Origin of the sequence: Janibacter sp. FSL W8-0316, assembly GCF_038004165.1 — a bacterium.
Classification (GTDB): domain Bacteria; phylum Actinomycetota; class Actinomycetes; order Actinomycetales; family Dermatophilaceae; genus Janibacter; species Janibacter indicus.
Genome location: NZ_JBBOQX010000001.1, coordinates 640559 through 655297 on the forward strand (window position 1 = coordinate 640559; position 14739 = coordinate 655297).

At 70.6% G+C, this 14739-nt stretch carries 16 protein-coding genes, 1 tRNA gene and 2 pseudogenes; 8 read left to right on the forward strand and 11 right to left on the reverse strand.

What is annotated here, in order from left to right; translation table 11 throughout:
- Positions 1 to 356: 356 nt before the first annotated feature.
- Positions 357 to 1712 carry an IS256 family transposase gene (locus NYE39_RS03145; RefSeq protein WP_445667061.1) on the reverse strand — a complete coding sequence of 452 codons (1356 nt, stop codon included), beginning with the start codon at positions 1710 to 1712 and terminating at the stop codon, positions 357 to 359.
- A gap of 73 nt (positions 1713 to 1785) precedes the next feature.
- Here NYE39_RS03145 and NYE39_RS03150 point away from each other — a divergent pair.
- Positions 1786 to 2363: pseudogene (locus NYE39_RS03150) on the forward strand (IS3 family transposase); the annotation flags it as partial.
- 190 nt (positions 2364 to 2553) lie between these two features.
- Here the strand turns inward: NYE39_RS03150 and NYE39_RS03155 are convergent.
- Positions 2554 to 2639 (reverse strand) — tRNA-Leu (locus tag NYE39_RS03155).
- Between the two features lie 116 nt (positions 2640 to 2755).
- Positions 2756 to 3169, reverse strand: coding sequence for a VOC family protein (locus NYE39_RS03160; RefSeq protein ID WP_072624642.1), 414 nt, complete (start codon positions 3167 to 3169; stop codon positions 2756 to 2758).
- 56 nt (positions 3170 to 3225) lie between these two features.
- Between NYE39_RS03160 and NYE39_RS03165 the strand changes: the two genes are divergently transcribed.
- From NYE39_RS03165 to NYE39_RS03175, 3 genes are read left to right on the forward strand one after another with little or no spacing between them, the layout of a single operon-like run.
- Entirely contained in the window at positions 3226 to 3993 is a 768-nt protein-coding gene (locus NYE39_RS03165; protein WP_072624643.1) for a HipA family kinase, read from the forward strand.
- Entirely contained in the window at positions 3990 to 4370 is a 381-nt protein-coding gene (locus NYE39_RS03170; protein WP_072624644.1) for a DUF3037 domain-containing protein, read from the forward strand. Before NYE39_RS03165 ends, NYE39_RS03170 begins: the two co-directional genes overlap by 4 nt.
- A 43-nt stretch (positions 4371 to 4413) precedes the next feature.
- Positions 4414 to 4959 (forward strand): YbhB/YbcL family Raf kinase inhibitor-like protein, encoded by a 546-nt coding sequence (locus NYE39_RS03175; protein WP_072624645.1) that lies wholly within the window; start codon positions 4414 to 4416, stop codon positions 4957 to 4959.
- Positions 4960 to 5058: 99 nt separating this feature from the next.
- Here the strand turns inward: NYE39_RS03175 and NYE39_RS03180 are convergent, their stop codons facing one another.
- From NYE39_RS03180 to NYE39_RS03205, 6 genes are all read right to left on the reverse strand, one after another.
- Entirely contained in the window at positions 5059 to 5871 is an 813-nt protein-coding gene (locus NYE39_RS03180; RefSeq protein ID WP_072624646.1) for a TrmH family RNA methyltransferase, read from the reverse strand.
- A 9-nt stretch (positions 5872 to 5880) separates the two neighbouring features.
- On the reverse strand, positions 5881 to 6606 hold the full coding sequence (locus tag NYE39_RS03185) for a sulfite exporter TauE/SafE family protein (protein WP_083546087.1): 726 nt from the start codon (positions 6604 to 6606) through the stop codon (positions 5881 to 5883).
- Positions 6603 to 7376, reverse strand: a complete 774-nt coding sequence (locus NYE39_RS03190; protein WP_072624647.1) for a sulfite exporter TauE/SafE family protein — start codon at positions 7374 to 7376, stop codon at positions 6603 to 6605. The genes NYE39_RS03185 and NYE39_RS03190 overlap by 4 nt, the downstream gene beginning before the upstream one ends.
- A gap of 55 nt (positions 7377 to 7431) precedes the next feature.
- Positions 7432 to 8622 carry an SPFH domain-containing protein gene (locus NYE39_RS03195; protein WP_072624648.1) on the reverse strand — a complete coding sequence of 397 codons (1191 nt, stop codon included), beginning with the start codon at positions 8620 to 8622 and terminating at the stop codon, positions 7432 to 7434.
- A 30-nt stretch (positions 8623 to 8652) separates the two neighbouring features.
- Positions 8653 to 9108, reverse strand: coding sequence for an NfeD family protein (locus NYE39_RS03200; RefSeq protein WP_083546088.1), 456 nt, complete (start codon positions 9106 to 9108; stop codon positions 8653 to 8655).
- 131 nt (positions 9109 to 9239) lie between these two features.
- The gene (locus tag NYE39_RS03205) at positions 9240 to 10025 is read right to left on the reverse strand and encodes an ABC transporter ATP-binding protein (RefSeq protein ID WP_084451598.1); all 786 of its coding nucleotides are present in this window, start codon (positions 10023 to 10025) and stop codon (positions 9240 to 9242) included.
- Between the two features lie 37 nt (positions 10026 to 10062).
- Between NYE39_RS03205 and NYE39_RS03210 the strand changes: the two genes are divergently transcribed.
- Positions 10063 to 10818, forward strand: a complete 756-nt coding sequence (locus NYE39_RS03210) for a hypothetical protein (RefSeq protein ID WP_072624650.1) — start codon at positions 10063 to 10065, stop codon at positions 10816 to 10818.
- Positions 10818 to 11336: a GNAT family N-acetyltransferase gene (locus NYE39_RS03215; RefSeq protein ID WP_072624651.1), complete on the forward strand. Its 519-nt coding sequence runs from the start codon at positions 10818 to 10820 to the stop codon at positions 11334 to 11336. The genes NYE39_RS03210 and NYE39_RS03215 overlap by 1 nt, the downstream gene beginning before the upstream one ends.
- On the opposite strand, the gene glgA is transcribed toward NYE39_RS03215, so the two are convergent.
- Positions 11309 to 12505 carry a glycogen synthase gene (gene glgA, locus NYE39_RS03220; protein ID WP_341011837.1) on the reverse strand — a complete coding sequence of 399 codons (1197 nt, stop codon included), beginning with the start codon at positions 12503 to 12505 and terminating at the stop codon, positions 11309 to 11311. The two genes, NYE39_RS03215 and glgA, sit on opposite strands and share 28 nt — an antisense overlap.
- Positions 12506 to 12563: 58 nt before the next feature.
- On the opposite strand from glgA, the gene glgC reads away from it, so the two are divergent.
- Entirely contained in the window at positions 12564 to 13811 is a 1248-nt protein-coding gene (gene glgC / locus NYE39_RS03225; RefSeq protein ID WP_341011838.1) for a glucose-1-phosphate adenylyltransferase, read from the forward strand.
- Positions 13812 to 13821: 10 nt separating this feature from the next.
- Positions 13822 to 14550 carry a phosphoserine phosphatase SerB gene (serB, locus tag NYE39_RS03230; RefSeq protein WP_341011839.1) on the forward strand — a complete coding sequence of 243 codons (729 nt, stop codon included), beginning with the start codon at positions 13822 to 13824 and terminating at the stop codon, positions 14548 to 14550.
- On the opposite strand, the pseudogene NYE39_RS17270 reads toward serB, so the two are convergent.
- A pseudogene (locus tag NYE39_RS17270) lies at positions 14451 to 14684 on the reverse strand (hypothetical protein); the annotation flags it as partial. The gene serB and the pseudogene NYE39_RS17270 sit on opposite strands and share 100 nt — an antisense overlap.
- Positions 14685 to 14739 lie beyond the last annotated feature (55 nt).

Sequence of the window (14739 nt, forward strand, 5' to 3'; positions counted from 1 at the left end):
GGCGTGGAGCGGGTACTGAAGTTGTGTCGAGCGCAGTACTACCGGTGGCTTGCTCCTCCGGTGACCGAGGCCGAGCTGGCCTGGGCCCATCGCGCGAACGCGTTGTTCGACGCCCACCGCGATGACCCCGCGTTCGGGTACCGGTACCTCCACGAGGAGGCCGCCCACGCCGGAGCAGGCATGTCGGCCCGCACGGCGTGGCGGATCTGCTCAGCGAACGCATGGTGGTCGATCTTCGGCAAGAAGCGCTCAGCCCGGCCCAGGCCCGGACCGCCGGTGCACGATGACCGCCTCGCGGTCGAGGGCGAGGCGGGAGCTTGTCAAGTTGTCTGTGTAAGTGACTGGGTCTCGGTGGGTTACAGGTAGGTGTTGATGCGGTCGGGATAGATCAGGGCGAGTTCGCCGAGGGCTGCTTTCCAGCCTTGGATGACGGAGCCTTCGACGAGCTTGCCGGGTGCCTTGCGGGGAGTGCCTCTGGGGGTGCCGGCTTCTTTGGCGCGCTCACGGGCTCGCTTGTCCTCGATGGTGCGGATGGCCAGCCACAGCAGCTTGATCGCGGCGGTGTCGCTGGGGAAGTGGCCGCGGTTCTTGATGATCTTGCGTAGCTGGTAGTTCAGCGACTCGATCGAGTTGGTCGTGTAGATGACCTTCCTCAAGGCGGGACCGAAGGCCAGGAATGGCGTGAACCGCTCCCACGCGTTCTCCCAGGAGGCCACGGCGGCGGGGTACTTCTTACCCAGGTTCGAGTCGGCGAACGTGGTCAGCGCCATCAACGCCGCGTCCTCGTTCGCGGCGGTATAGATCGGGCGCAGCATCGCCGCGACGGCCTTACGGTCGGTGTAGGACACGAACCGCATCGAGGCGCGGATCAGGTGGACCACGCACGTTTGGACCATCGCCTGGGTCCAGGTCGCCTCGATGGCCTCGGGGAAGCCGGTCAGCCCGTCGCAGCAGACGATCAGCACGTCCTTGACGCCGCGGTTGGCCAGTTCCGCGCACACCGACGCCCAGAACTTCGCGCCCTCGGCGGCTTGGACCCAGATGCCCAGGACGTGCTTGACGCCATCCATGTCCACGCCGACAGCGATGTGCGCGGCGCGGTTGCTCACGTGAGCGCCGTCGCGGATCTTCACCACCAGAGCGTCGAGGTAGATCACCGGGTAGAACGCCTCCAGCGGGCGGGTCTGCCAGGCGGTGACCTCCTCGGCGACGGCGTCGGTGACATTGCTGATCGTCTCGTGGGACAGCTCGGTGCCCAACGTCGCGGCCAGGTGGTGCTGGATGTCGCGGATCGTCATCCCGCCCGCGTACAGCGAGATGATCATGTCTTCCAGCCCACCCAAACGCCGAGCGCCCTTGGGCACCAACGCCGACGCGAACGTGGAGTTGCGATCCCGCGGCTGGTCCAGACCGATGTCACCGACCTCGGTGCCCAAATTCTTGGGGGTGCTGCCGTTGCGTGAGTTCCCCGAGCCGTGCCCTCCCGGGTCGCCCTTCTCGTAGCCCAGGTGGTCGGTCAGCTCAGCCTGCATCCCACGCTCGAGGACAGCCTTGATCATCTCGGGCAAGAAACCGCCCTCACCCGTCAGCGACAGGCCACGCTCATCCGTCGCGGCCATCAACTTGTCGAGCATCTCGTCATCGAACAGCTCACGACGCAACCGACGAGCCTCCGGCTCCTCACGCTGCGCGTCATCCTTCGGCTTGGTCATAGCCATAGTCAATCTCCTTCAGATAGGAGACCCCACTTACACAGACCATCTGACACGCCCCGAGGCGGGCCGCGTCCGCCACGACTTCACCAGCACGACGGCACCGAATCAGGTGTGGCTGACCGACATTCCCCCAAGCACTGCGTGCAGGGAGGTGCCCCCACTGAGCATTGGACTGGCGAGGGCAAGCTGTACCTGTGCGCGATCAAGGACGCCTGCTCCGGGCGGATCGTGGGCTACAGCATCGACTCACGCATGACGTCGCACCTGGCTGTCACCGCGCTGAACTCAGCCGTCGCACGCCGCGCCGCTGACGGCGCCGACGTGGCCGGGTGCATCGTGCACAGCGACCGAGGCTCGCAATTTCGAAGCCGCCGATACGTCCACCGCCTGGGCCACCACCAACTCCTCGGGTCCATGGGTCGAGTCGGCGCCTGCGGCGACAACGCCGCCATGGAATCCTTCTTCGCGCTCCTGCAGAAGATCGTCCTCAACCAACGCCGCTGGGACACCCGCGACGAGTTGCGGATCGCGATCGTCACCTGGATCGAACGCACCTACCGCCGCCGACGACGACAAGACCGCCTTGGCCGATTGACGCCCATCGAATACGAGACCACCATGACCACATCAGCCGACCGGGCTGCGTGAATACCCACTGTCACCTATCGGTGCAGCAGTCCCAAGCGGCCCTGACCACCCGGTCAGGGCCGCTTCGTACTGCGCAGAGCTGGTCCCCAAGCCAAATAGGTCCCTGAAACCACGAATCCCCAGCCAGATTTTCAATCTGACTGGGGATTCGTGAGGGAAGTTCGCGAGTTTCGCGAAAACCCCTCATCTGTGTCCGAGGGGGGACTTGAACCCCCATGCCCTAATACGGGCACTAGCACCTCAAGCTAGCGCGTCTGCCAATTCCGCCACCCGGACGAGTGGTGCATCCGGCGGTCTGGGAACCACCGGGGCAACGACGAGAAACTCTACACGCGGATGTCGTGAGTGCGAAATCCGCTCCGCCACGGCCTCGCCGACCACCGGTCAGCGGGTCAGACCGGGGTCTGGGCGGCCTCCTCGGGGGCGCCGACGTAGAGGCAGAAGGGGTGTCCGGCGGGGTCGATGATGACCCGCACCTCCTCCTGCGGCTGGTGCTCCGACAGGCGCCCACCGAGACGCAGCGCGGCCGCGACCGCTGCCTCGAGATCGCTCACCTCGATGTCGAGGTGGATCTGCATCTGCTGCTCGCCCTCGAGCGCCGGCCACTTCGGCTCGACGTGGTTGCGCTCCAGCTGGAAGCCCAGGTACACGTGGGCTCGCTCCGGCGCGATCGTCGCCCAGTCCTCTTCGTCGCTGTGGATCGTCCAGCCGAGGACCTCGGCGTAGAAGCGCGCGAGACCCCGAGGGTCCGGCGTACCGATCACGGTGCCGAGGTAGTCGTGGGGTGGGCGACGTCCTGAGAGCATGCCTTCCACCATTGCCTGAAGTCGGCCCGAGGGCAAACCGTGCATAGGCTTGACCCGTGCTCGAGACCGTCACCGCGACCCGATTCGCGGTCCCCCTGCGCGAAGGGGGTTCCCTCCCCGGTCTCGTCGAGGCCGACGACCTCGGCATGTACGTCGTGAAGTTCCGAGGTGCCGGTCAGGGGCTCAAGGTGCTCGTCGCGGAGGTCCTCGTCGGCGAGATCGCCCGCGCCCTGGACATCCCGGTCCCCCGCCTGGCCGTCGTCGACCTGCCGCGTGACATCGCCCGCTACGAGGCCGACGAGGAGGTGCAGGACCTGCTCACCGCCTCCGTGGGCACCAACCTGGGCCTCGACTACCTGCCGGGCTCCTTCGGCTACGACGGCAGCCGTCCCGCGACGGCAGAGCAGGCCGCGCCGATCGTCTGGCTCGACGCCTACACGGCCAACATCGACCGCACGTGGGCCAACCCCAACCTGCTCGTATGGGGCGGCCGCCCCTGGGTCATCGACCACGGCGCCGCGCTCTACTTCCACCACTCCTGGGCTCGCCGAGCTCCCGACGCCGAGCGCTTCTCCGCCCAACCCTTCGACGCGAGCGACCACGTGCTCGGCGACCTCATCGGCGATCTCACGTCGACCCACGAGACGCTCGCCGCGGTGCTGACCGACGAGGTCCTCACGGGCATCGTCGACCTCGTCCCCGACGCGTGGCTCGAGACCGGGGAGCACCTCCCTTCGCCGCAGTCCGTCCGCCAGGCCTACGTGGCCCATCTCACGGCCCGCCGCGACCACCCCGCTGCTTGGCTCCCCGGAGGTCACCCGTGACCCGCCTGCCCTACCAGTACGTCGTCCTGCGCTGCGTCCCTCGCGCCGAGCGCGAAGAGTTCGTCAACGTCGGCATCGTCCTGCGCAGCCAGGCCGCCGACCACCTCGAAGCCGCCTTCGCGGTCGACGCGGCCCGGGTGCGGGCCCTCGCGCCGGACCTCGACCTCGACGAGCTCGACGCCGCGCTGCAGACCGTCTGCGACGTCGCCTCCGGTCGCGAAGGCGGCGGCCTGCCCCGTCTCGGCGACGACGGCCGACGCTTCGGCTGGCTGAGCGCGCCCCGCTCGACCGTCGTGCGTCCCGGTCCTGTGCACAGCGGCCTCACGGACGACCCCGCGGCCGAAGTGCAGCGACTGCTCGACCGCCTCGTGCGCTGACGGTCGTCTTGACGCGTGCCCATGACGCCCTAGGGTCGGGGACATGGACCTCACGCGACCGACCGCACCGGCTCCCTACGACCTGCTCCCGCCCACCGCGACCTTCGAGGTGACGAGCGAGAGCTTCACCGACGGCGACGACCTGCCCGAGGCCCAGGTCTTCGACGACTGGGGCTTCTCCGGCGGCAACCTCAGCCCCCAGCTCAGCTGGTCCGGCGCCCCCGAGGGCACCAAGGGCTACGCGGTCTCCTGCTTCGACCCGGATGCGCCGACCCCCGCCGGCTTCTGGCACTGGACCGTCGTCGGCCTCCCGGCCGACACCACCTCGCTGCCCGAGGGCGCGGGGGTCGAGGGCGGAGCACAGCTGCCCGAGGGTGCCTTCATGACCGCGACCGACTACGGGACCAAGGCCTTCGGCGGCGCGGCCCCTCCGCAGGGCGACATCGCCCACCGCTACGTCTTCGCCGTCCACGCGCTCGACACCGACGACCTGGGCATCGACGACTCCGTCTCGTGCACCGTGGCGGCCTTCAACTACCTCCAGCACACGATCGGGCGCGCCGTCATCACCGGCATGTACCGCAGCTGAGGGCGGCCCCCCTTCGCCACGTGGCGGGTCGAGATGAATACGACCGGATAGACGGTCGAGATCACCTCGACCCGTCCTCGGGCGAAGCCGGCCCGGTCGTCAGTCGCGGACCCTCAGCTCCCACGCGGCGACGGCCCCCGCCGCCGCGACGTTGAGGGAGTCGACTCCCCCGGCCATCGGGATGGTCACGGTCACGTCCACGTGCCCGAGCGTACGCCGGGCCAGGCCGTCGCCCTCCGTCCCCAGCACGAGGGCGAGGCGCTCCGGAGGGTCGGCGGACAGCTCGTCGAGCGAGACCGCGTCGTCGGCCAAGGCCAGTGCCGCGACCGTCCACCCGGCCTTACGCAGGTCGGCGATGCCGGCCGGCCACGGGTCGATCCGGGTCCACGGCACCTGGAAGACCGTGCCCATGGAGACGCGGATCGCCCTGCGGTACAAGGGGTCGGCGCAACGTGGCGTGACGAGGACCGCGTCGGTCCCGAGCGCGGCGGCGGAGCGGAAGATGGCTCCCACGTTGGTGTGGTCGACGACGTCCTCGATGATCAGCACCCGCCGGGCGCCGTCGAGCACCGACTCCACCGAGGGCACCGCGGGCCGGTGCATCGAGGCAAGAGCGCCCCGGTGCAGGTTGTAGCCGGTGATCCCCTCGATGACCTCTGCCGTCCCCGTGTAGACCGGCACGCCGTCGTCCTCGGCCTGCGCCACGACATCGGCCAGGTCGGTGAGCCACCGCTCCCCCATGAGCAGCGCTCGAGGACGGTGGCCCGCCGCCAGCGCCCGGCGGATGACCTTTTCGCTCTCCGCGAGGTAGAGGCCGCCGGCCGGCTCCAGGACACGGCGCAGCTTGACGTCGGTCAGCCCGACGAAGTCGCGCAACCGCTCGTCGGTCGGGTCGGTGATGGTGATCGGCACGGGAGCAGGCTAGATCAGGGCGCGGGAGATGACCCCGATGCTCGCGATGACGCAGAAGACGAGCACGCCACGGCGCACCGCCTCGGGCCGGATCCGCCGTCGCACCGGCCCCGCCAGCAGGTGCCCCACGAGCACGAAGGGAGCCCACACCAGCCCGGCGAGCAGGTCCTCCCGGTCGACCTGCCTGCCGATGGCCAGACCGGTCATCCCGATGACCGTGCCGGCGAGGAAGAAGGCCGCCAGGGTCCCGCGTAGCAGCTCAGGCCGCTCGTGCCGTAGGACGAGCGCGAAGAAGGGCCCCCCGATGGAGGCGGCCGTGCCAGAGACGCCGGTGATCGCGCCGGCGAGTGCCGAGTTGCGCCGGTCCAGCCGGATGTCCACGGCCCACACCGACGCCGCGACCGTCACGAGGATGAGCACGCCCACGGTGAGGGCGATGGCGTCGGCGGGTGCCAGGGCGACGAGGGCCACCCCGAGCGGTGTGGCGAGGACTCGGGCGCCCAGTGCCCACCGCAGGTGGCGCCAGGCGATCTCCCGGGCGCCTCCGAGCAGCTGCAGCAGGGGAAGGAAGAAGACGCACACGATGAGTGAGGCCGGCATGAGGTCGGGCCGGACCATGACGACGAAGGGAGCCGCGACCACCGCGATCCCGAAGCCGATCGTCGACTGCACCATCGCCCCGATGGCGACGACGACACCGAGGGCAAGGAGCGTGGGGTCCAGGAGCTCGGTCACGGGAAGAAGACGAACTTCACCAGGCCCGCGACGCCGACGACGACGATGACGGCCCGCAGGGCGTTGGGGGGCAGGCGCCGACCGTAGCGGGAGCCGAGGACTCCGCCGAGGATGGCCCCGACGCCGACGAGGGCTGCGAGACGCCAGTCGATGAGGTCAGGCGCGGTGATGATGAAGACGAGCGAGCCGACCGCGTTGACGAAGAGGCCGAGCACGTTCTTCAGACCGTTGAGGGACTGGAGCGGCTCGGTCGACAAGGCAGACAGCAGGCCGATGAGGATGACACCCTGTGCGGCGCCGAAGTAGCCGCCGTAGACGCCGGCCACGAGCACGCCCGCCATGAGCGCGACGAGGTGGCTGGTCGGCATCGAGCCGCCCTCCTCGTGACGTGACTTCGTCCACGCCTGCAGCCTGGGACCGAAGATGACGAGCAGGATCCCGATGCCGATGAGCACCGGCACGACCGCCTCGAAGGCCTCTGGCGGCAACCACAGCAGCAGCAGGGCGCCGGTGATCGCACCGAGGACCGACATCGGCACCAGCTGCGCGACGCGACGTCCCATCCCCTTCAGCTCGGGGAGGTAGCCGATGGTGCCGCTCACACCTCCGGCGACGAGGCCGATGGAGTTGGAGACGTTGGCCGTGACGGCCGGTGTGCCCAGCGCGAGCAGGACGGGGAAGGTCACGAGGGTGCCCGACCCGACGAGGGTGTTGATGGCTCCCGCCCACACACCGGCGAGGATCACTGCACCCATCTCGAGCCACGACACCCGGCCAACCCTAGTGAGGGCGGACCGGGTGCCGTGGAGCGGGGTCGCAGTGTGGTCAGCGGACCGCGTCGGGCCCCTCGTCGGGCTGGTCGGTCGCCTCCGGCTGCGGCTCGGCCGGGGCCGGGGCCGCCGTCGCCTCCGGCGGGTCGGTCGCCTCGGGCAGCCGCACACCCGGCCCCTTGGCCGGCTGCACCCGCGAGGCGGGCGTGGCGTGCTCGCTCGCCTCACGGCTGGCCTGACCGGCCTGACCGCGCGCCTCGGCGAGGGCGTCGCCCGGGTCCTCGAGCGCGGTCTGGTCGAAGACGTTGGCGTCCTCCGGACCGGGGTCGACCCACTCCTCGGCGTCCAGACCCCCCTTCGGCCCGTCGCCGTCGCCGCCACCGAGCGCGCCACCGATGCCACGCAGGGCGTCGGTGAGCTCGCTGGGGATGATCCACATCTTGTTGGCGTCACCCGTCGCGATCTGCGGCAGGACCTGCAGGTACTGGTAGGCGAGCAGCTTCTGCGTCGGCTTGCCGCGGTGGATCGCGTCGAAGACCTGCTTGATCGCGCGCGACTGGCCCTGGGCCTCGAGGACCGCGGCCTGGGCCGAGCCCTCGGCCCGCAGGATGGCCGACTGCTTCTCGCCCTCGGCGGTGAGGATCTGCGACTGCTTGACGCCCTCGGCGTTGAGGATGGCCGCACGACGGTCACGCTCGGCCTTCATCTGCTTTTCCATCGACTCCTGGATCGACATCGGCGGGTCGATCGCCTTGAGCTCGACGCGGTTGACGCGGATGCCCCAGCGGCCGGTCGCCTCGTCGAGCGCCCCACGCAACTGGCCGTTGATCTGGTCGCGGCTGGTGAGCGTCTGCTCGAGGTCGAGGGAGCCGATGACGTTACGCAGGGTGGTGACGGTCAGCTGCTCGATGCCCTGGATGAAGTTGGCGATCTCGTAGACGGCCCGCTTGGAGTCGATGACCGTGTAGTAGATGACCGTGTCGATGTTGACGACGAGGTTGTCGGAGGTGATCACCGGCTGGGGCGGGAAGCTCACGACCTGCTCGCGCAGGTCGATGCTCGCCCGCACCTTGTCGACGAAGGGCACGAGGATGTGGATGCCGCCCTCGAGCGTGCGTGAGTAGCGGCCGAGCCGCTCGATGATCAGCGAGGTCTGCTGCGGGACGATGCGTACGGTCTTGAAGAGGATGACGAGCGCGAAGACCAGCAGTGCGACGAGGAAGATGAGGATGCCGGCGCCTTCCATGGGCGGGGTCCTTTCAGACGGAGGGTCGGGTCAGGGGCTCTTGGTGACGATCGCCGTGGCGCCGTCGATGGAGACGACGTGCACCTCGTCGCCGGGCAGGCAGGAGGCGGCGCCGTCGGGCACCCGCGCGCTCCACGTCTCACCGGCCAGCCGCACGCGGCCGTCGGTCTCGGTGACCGTCTCGAGGACCCGCGCGGTGCGCCCGGCCAGGGCCGCCGAGCCGATGTCGGCTGATGCCGCGGGGTCGCTGAACTGGCGCTTGACGATCGGGCGCACCACCGCGATGAGCAGCAGGGCCACGGCGACCGCCAGGACGATCTGCAGCACCACGGGCGCGCCGAGGGCGGCAGCCAGGGCTCCGACGAGGGCACCGCCGAAGAGCATGACGAAGACGAAGTCGACCGTCGCCGCCTCGATCGCGATCAGCACGAAGGCCAGCCCCAGCCAGGCCAGCCAGAGGTTGTCGCCGAGCCATTCCATCGTCATGCCCCCGTCTCGTGTGTGGCCCCCATCATGTCAACCGCTCCTGACGAAGGGGGTGGGACCCGCCCACCGTGACCGCAGCGTGTCCGAGCGGCCCGGTGGGATCAGTCCCGGTCGAGCCCGGACGGCGGGCGTCAGGTGCGCGCCCGCGCCGACCACCGGTCACCGTGCTGCTCGAGCACGAGGTCGATACCGAAGGTCTGCGAGAGGTTGGCCTCGGTGAGCGTGATCTCGATCGGGCCCTGCGCGACGACCTGGCCCTCGCGCAGGAGGAGCACGTCGGTGAAGTGCGGGGGGATCTCCTCGACGTGGTGGGTCACCATGACGAGGGCGGGCGCCTCCAGGTCGCCCGCGATCTGACCGAGGCGACCGACGAGGTCCTCGCGTCCGCCGAGGTCGAGACCAGCCGCCGGCTCGTCGAGCAGCATGAGCTCGGGGTCGGTCATCAGGGCGCGGGCGATCTGCACGCGCTTGCGCTCCCCCTCGGAGAGCGTGCCGTAGGTCCGGTCGGCGAGGTGGCCGGCCCCGAGGGCCTCGAGGAGCTCGACCGCGCGGGCGTGGTCGAGCCCGTCGTAGGACTCGCGCCAACGACCGACGACACCCCACGAGGCGGTGACGACGACGTCGGACACCCGCTCGCGCGGCGGGATGCGCTCGGCCAGCGACGCGGAGGCCAGACCGATGCGCGGCCGCAGGTCGAAGACGTCGACCGCGCCGAGGACCTCGCCGAGGACACCGACGACACCTCGGGTGGGGTGCATGCGCGCGGCGGCCAGCTGCAGCAGCGTCGTCTTGCCCGCGCCGTTGGGCCCCAGGACGACCCAGCGCTGCCCCTCCTCGACCTCCCAGTCGATCTCCGAGAGCAGGGTCGACTCCCCGCGGACCACGGTGGCGCCGGCGAGGGCGAGGACATCACTCATGGTCCGACCCTAACCGTCGCGGATTACCATCTGTCAGATGCCCGAGCTGCCCGCCTCCGTCCGTGTCGCCGCATGGGTCACGCACGCCTGGGCCGGTGGCGTGACCCTGACCCAGGCGGTCGAGCGGGCCCTGCCCGACATCGACCACACCGAGGGGCTCGTCGAGCAGCTGCGGCTGTGGCGCGACCTCGGCGAGGCAGCCGTCCTCGTCGCCCTCCCCGGCCCCGGTGACCTGACCGGCCTGCCCCGCTGCGGACCGGTGGCCACCGACGCCGCCGTGGAGGCGGGTGAGGCCCTCTACGTCGCCGGCCTCGGTGGGCTGCTCGTGCCGTCGACGTCGACCTTCGGCTCCGAGGGCGCGCAAGGTGTGCGCATCGACTGGATGGCCCACGACGCCGACCCGATTCCCCCGCACCGCATCGAGGCGCTCGAGCCCTCCCAGCTCGAGCGACACCTGCGACGCACCCTCCTCGCCGCGATCGACGAGCTCGATGCCATCGGTGGCACCCCCTGGGCCGACGACCTGGCACGCGACCTCGCCGACGACCGGCTCGGGGCCGAGTGGGCTCTCCCCGATGCCCTGCCCGAGCGCGCCCGCAAGGTCATCGGGTTGGCCGGCACCGTCTCCATCGCCACCGAGCTGGGGCTGCAGGCCTCGGGTGCGATCACGGCCGCCGGCGACGAGGCGCGCGCCTCCGCCCTTCGTGCCCTGCGGCGCGAGAGCGAGCGCTGCCTCGCCGACGCGACCAATACCGCCTGCGCCACGATGGCCGGCTGGGTCCCGGCCCGCTGATGCGGGTCCTGCGGACCGCTCGGCTGCGCCTCGATCCGGTCGGCCGCGAGCACCTCCCCTTCCTCGCCGACCTCGATGCCGACCCCGAGGTCCTACGGCACATCATCGGCCGGGCCCGCACCCGCGAGGAGGCACTGGACTTCTGGACGCCGCAGGTCCCCGGCCCCATGTGGGTGGGGCACGTCGACGAACGTCCCGTCGGGTGGTGGTCCCTGTGGCCACGCGAAGGGGGCGTGGCCGAGCTCGGCTACCGCCTCGCCCGGTCGTGGTGGCGGCAGGGTCTGGCGGTCGAGGGGGCGAGGGCCGTTGTGGCAGAGGGCTTCTCCGACCCGAGGCTCGACGTCGTCCGCGCCGAGACGATGGTGGTCAACTCCGGCTCCCGCGGCGTCATGCGGCGCCTCGGCATGCGGGAGGTGCGCATCGAGGTGCGTGAGTGGGAGGAGCCGCTGCCCGGCGCCGAGCTCGGCGAGGTCGTCGCCGAGATCACCCGTCAGGACTGGGCGAGCACGCTCTCGTAGACCGCCATGGTCCGGTCGCCGATGCTCGTCCAGCTGAAGTGCTCGACCGCCCGCTCGCGGCCGGCGACCCCACGTGCTCGCGCGCGCTCGGGGTCGGCCACCGCCTGCACGAGGGCCGCCGCGAGATCGGTCTCGAAGCGCTCGCTGTCGACGGGTGCCCCCGTGCCGTCGTCGACCTGCTCGATGGGAACGAGCCACCCGGTGACGCCGTCGTCCACGACCTCGGGTATGCCGCCGGTCGCCGTGGCCACGACGGGCAGCTCGCACGCCATCGCCTCGAGGTTGACGATGCCGAGCGGCTCGTAGACCGAGGGGCAGGCGAAGACGGTGCCGGCGGTGAGCAGCGCGATGACCTCGGCCCGCGGCAGCATCTGCGAGATCCACACGACCCCGTCACGGGTGGCTCGCAGCTCGGCGACGAGGTCCTCGACCTCGGCGAGGATCTCGGGGGTGTCGGGGGCTCCGGCGCACAGGACGAGCTGCACCTCCGGGGGCAGCTCGCGGGCGGCACGCAGCAGGTGGGGCAGTCCCTTCTGCCGGGTGATCCGCCCGACGAAGACGACCGACGGGCGGTCGGGGTCGACGCCGTGGCGTCGCACGACCTCCGGGTCGGGTGCCGGCTGCCACAGCCCGGCATCGATGCCGTTGTGGACGACGTGCACCCGCTCGGGGTCGATGGACGGGTAGCTGCGCAGGATGTCCGCGCGCATGCCGTGACTGACGGCGATGACGCCGGCCGCCCCCTCGTAGGCGGTGCGCTCGACCCACGAGCTCAAGGCGTAGCCGCCGCCCAGCTGCTCGGCCTTCCACGGCCGCAGCGGCTCGAGGCTGTGCGCCGAGACGACGTGCGGCACCCCGTGCAGCAGTCCGGCGGTGTGGCCGGCGAAGTTGGCGTACCAGGTGTGGCTGTGGACCAGGTCGGCCCCCGCGCAGTCGGCCGCCATCGCCAGATCGACGCCCATCGTCGTCAGGGCGGGGTTGGCCCCCGCCAGACCCGGCGGATCCGGATAACCGGTGGTCCCCCCTTCGTCCCGGGGCTCGCCGAAGCACCGGACCCGCACGTCGGTGTCGCCCCGCTCGCGCAGCGCCCGCGTCAGCTCGGCGACGTGGACCCCGGCACCGCCGTAGACGGCCGGGGGGTACTCCTTGCTGAGGATGTCGACGCGCACGTGACCAGCCTAGGGCCGAAGGGGGGACGCCCCGCCCCGTAGCCACTAGGTTTGGATCATGGTCCACAGAGGTCAGCCCAGTGTCCTGGCGATCGTCCTCGCCGGTGGTGAGGGCAAGCGACTCATGCCGCTCACCGCCGACCGGGCCAAACCTGCCGTCCCCTTCGGTGGGATCTACCGGCTCGTCGACTTCGCGCTGAGCAATGTCGTCAACTCCGGCTACGCCAAGGTCATCGTGCTGACGCAGTACAAGTCGCACAGCCTGGACCGGCACGTCAGCCAGGCCTGGCGGCTCGCCTCCCCGCTCGGGCACTACGTCGCGCCGATCCCCGCCCAGCAGCGACGCGGCAAGAGCTGGTACACGGGCAGCGCCGACGCGATCTACCAGTCGCTCAACGCGATCACCGACGAGCGCCCGGACATCGTCGTCGTGGTCGGTGCCGACCACGTCTACCGCATGGACTTCTCCGACATGGTCGAGCAGCACCTCGAGACGGGCGCCGACTGCACCGTCGCCGCGATCCGCCAGCCGATCGCCATGGCCGACCAGTTCGGCGTCATGGAGGTCGGTGACGACGGGCGCCGCATCACCGCCTTCCGGGAGAAGCCGACGGACCCGATCGGGCTGCCCGACGCGCCCCACGAGGTCTACGCGTCGATGGGCAACTACGTCTTCTCCGCCGACGCGCTCATGGACGCGGTCAACCGTGACGCCGACACCGAGAGCCGGCACGACATGGGTGGCGACATCGTCCCCGACCTCGTCTCCCGCGGCACGGCCTACGCCTACGACTTCGCCGACAACACCGTGCCGGGGTCGACCGACCGCGACCGCGGCTACTGGCGCGACGTCGGCACGATCGACAGCTACTTCGACGCACACCTCGACCTGACGTCGATCCACCCGGTCTTCAACCTCTACAACTACAGCTGGCCGATCAACACCCACCACGGGCCCTACCCGCCGGCGAAGTTCGTCCACGCCGACACCGAGCGCGCCGGCGGCGCGACCAACTCGGTCGTCTCACCCGGCGTCGTCGTCTCCGGTGGGCACGTCCACAACTCGGTCCTCTCCCCCGGGGTCTTCGTGCACAGCTACTCCGACGTCATCGACAGCGTCCTGCTCGACGGCGTCGACGTCGGTCGGCACGCCCAGCTGCACCGGGTGATCGTCGACAAGGGCGTCCGGCTGCCGGCCGGGATCCGCCTCGGCCACGACCGCGAACAGGACCTGGCGCGCGGCCTGCAGGTCACCGAGTCCGGCATCACCGTGGTCGGCAAGGGACACGTCTTCGACGAGACCTAGACTGCGCCGCATGACCTCCCGCCCCGGCACCGACTCCCCGTCGTCCGTCGAGCTGCCGGGCGAGGGCCCGCTTGCGCTCGTCATGGACGTCGACTCCACCCTGATCCGCGACGAGGTCATCGAGCTCATCGCCGAGCACGCGGGCACTCGTGACGAGGTCGCCGCCGTGACCGAGGCCGCGATGCGCGGCGAGCTCGACTTCGCCGGGAGCCTGCACGCGCGGGTGGCCACCCTCGCCGGGCTGCCGGTCGAGGTCCTCGACCGGGTGCGTGCGGCGGTGCGACTGACGCCGGGTGCGCGGACTCTGGTCACGACCCTCGTCGAGGCGGGGCACACCGTCGGTCTCGTCAGCGGTGGGTTCACCGAGGTCGTCGACGACCTGGCCCGAGAGCTCGGCATCCCGACGGCACGGGCCAACACCCTCGAGATCGTCGACGGGCACCTGACGGGCAAGGTCCTCGGTGAGGTCGTCGACCGCGCGGCCAAGGCCGACTTCCTCACCCGGCTCGCCGCCTCGGCGGGCATCGAGCGCGATCGCACGGTCGCGGTCGGCGACGGGGCCAACGACCTCGACATGATGGCCGCCGCCCAGCTCGGCATCGCCTTCTGCGCCAAGCCCGCCGTGCGCGAGCAGGCCGACGCAGCCATCGACGAGCCCGACCTGCGCCGCGTCCTCGACCTGCTCGGCATCACCCCGCTCCCCCAGCCCGACGACGAGGGCGGCCACCCCCTCACCTGACGGCGTGTCGGGCGGCAGTTCGCACCAGGTGCAACGAGGTCCGGGGTCTCAGGTCCCCCCGAGGGTTTGAACTGCCGCGCGACACGCTGCGGGTGCCGGAGACTACGGGAGGTCGAAGGGGGATGTCGGCACACATCAAGCCGAAGTCGGACACGACAACTCAGCCACGAGAAGACGTAGGACTTCGGC

Bases quoted from the DNA above. Each gene is read 5' to 3' on its own strand.
- NYE39_RS03145 (WP_445667061.1), bottom strand. From the start codon at position 1,712: ATGACCAAGCCGAAGGATGACGCGCAGCGTGAGGAGCCGGAGGCTCGT.
- NYE39_RS03160 (WP_072624642.1), bottom strand. From the start codon at position 3,169: ATGCTCTCAGGACGTCGCCCACCCCACGACTACCTCGGCACCGTGATC.
- NYE39_RS03175 (WP_072624645.1), top strand. From the start codon at position 4,414: ATGGACCTCACGCGACCGACCGCACCGGCTCCCTACGACCTGCTCCCG.
- NYE39_RS03195 (WP_072624648.1), bottom strand. From the start codon at position 8,622: ATGGAAGGCGCCGGCATCCTCATCTTCCTCGTCGCACTGCTGGTCTTC.
- NYE39_RS03200 (WP_083546088.1), bottom strand. From the start codon at position 9,108: ATGACGATGGAATGGCTCGGCGACAACCTCTGGCTGGCCTGGCTGGGG.
- NYE39_RS03205 (WP_084451598.1), bottom strand. From the start codon at position 10,025: ATGAGTGATGTCCTCGCCCTCGCCGGCGCCACCGTGGTCCGCGGGGAG.
- NYE39_RS03210 (WP_072624650.1), top strand. From the start codon at position 10,063: ATGCCCGAGCTGCCCGCCTCCGTCCGTGTCGCCGCATGGGTCACGCAC.
- NYE39_RS03215 (WP_072624651.1), top strand. From the start codon at position 10,818: ATGCGGGTCCTGCGGACCGCTCGGCTGCGCCTCGATCCGGTCGGCCGC.
- glgC (WP_341011838.1), top strand. From the start codon at position 12,564: ATGGTCCACAGAGGTCAGCCCAGTGTCCTGGCGATCGTCCTCGCCGGT.
- serB (WP_341011839.1), top strand. From the start codon at position 13,822: ATGACCTCCCGCCCCGGCACCGACTCCCCGTCGTCCGTCGAGCTGCCG.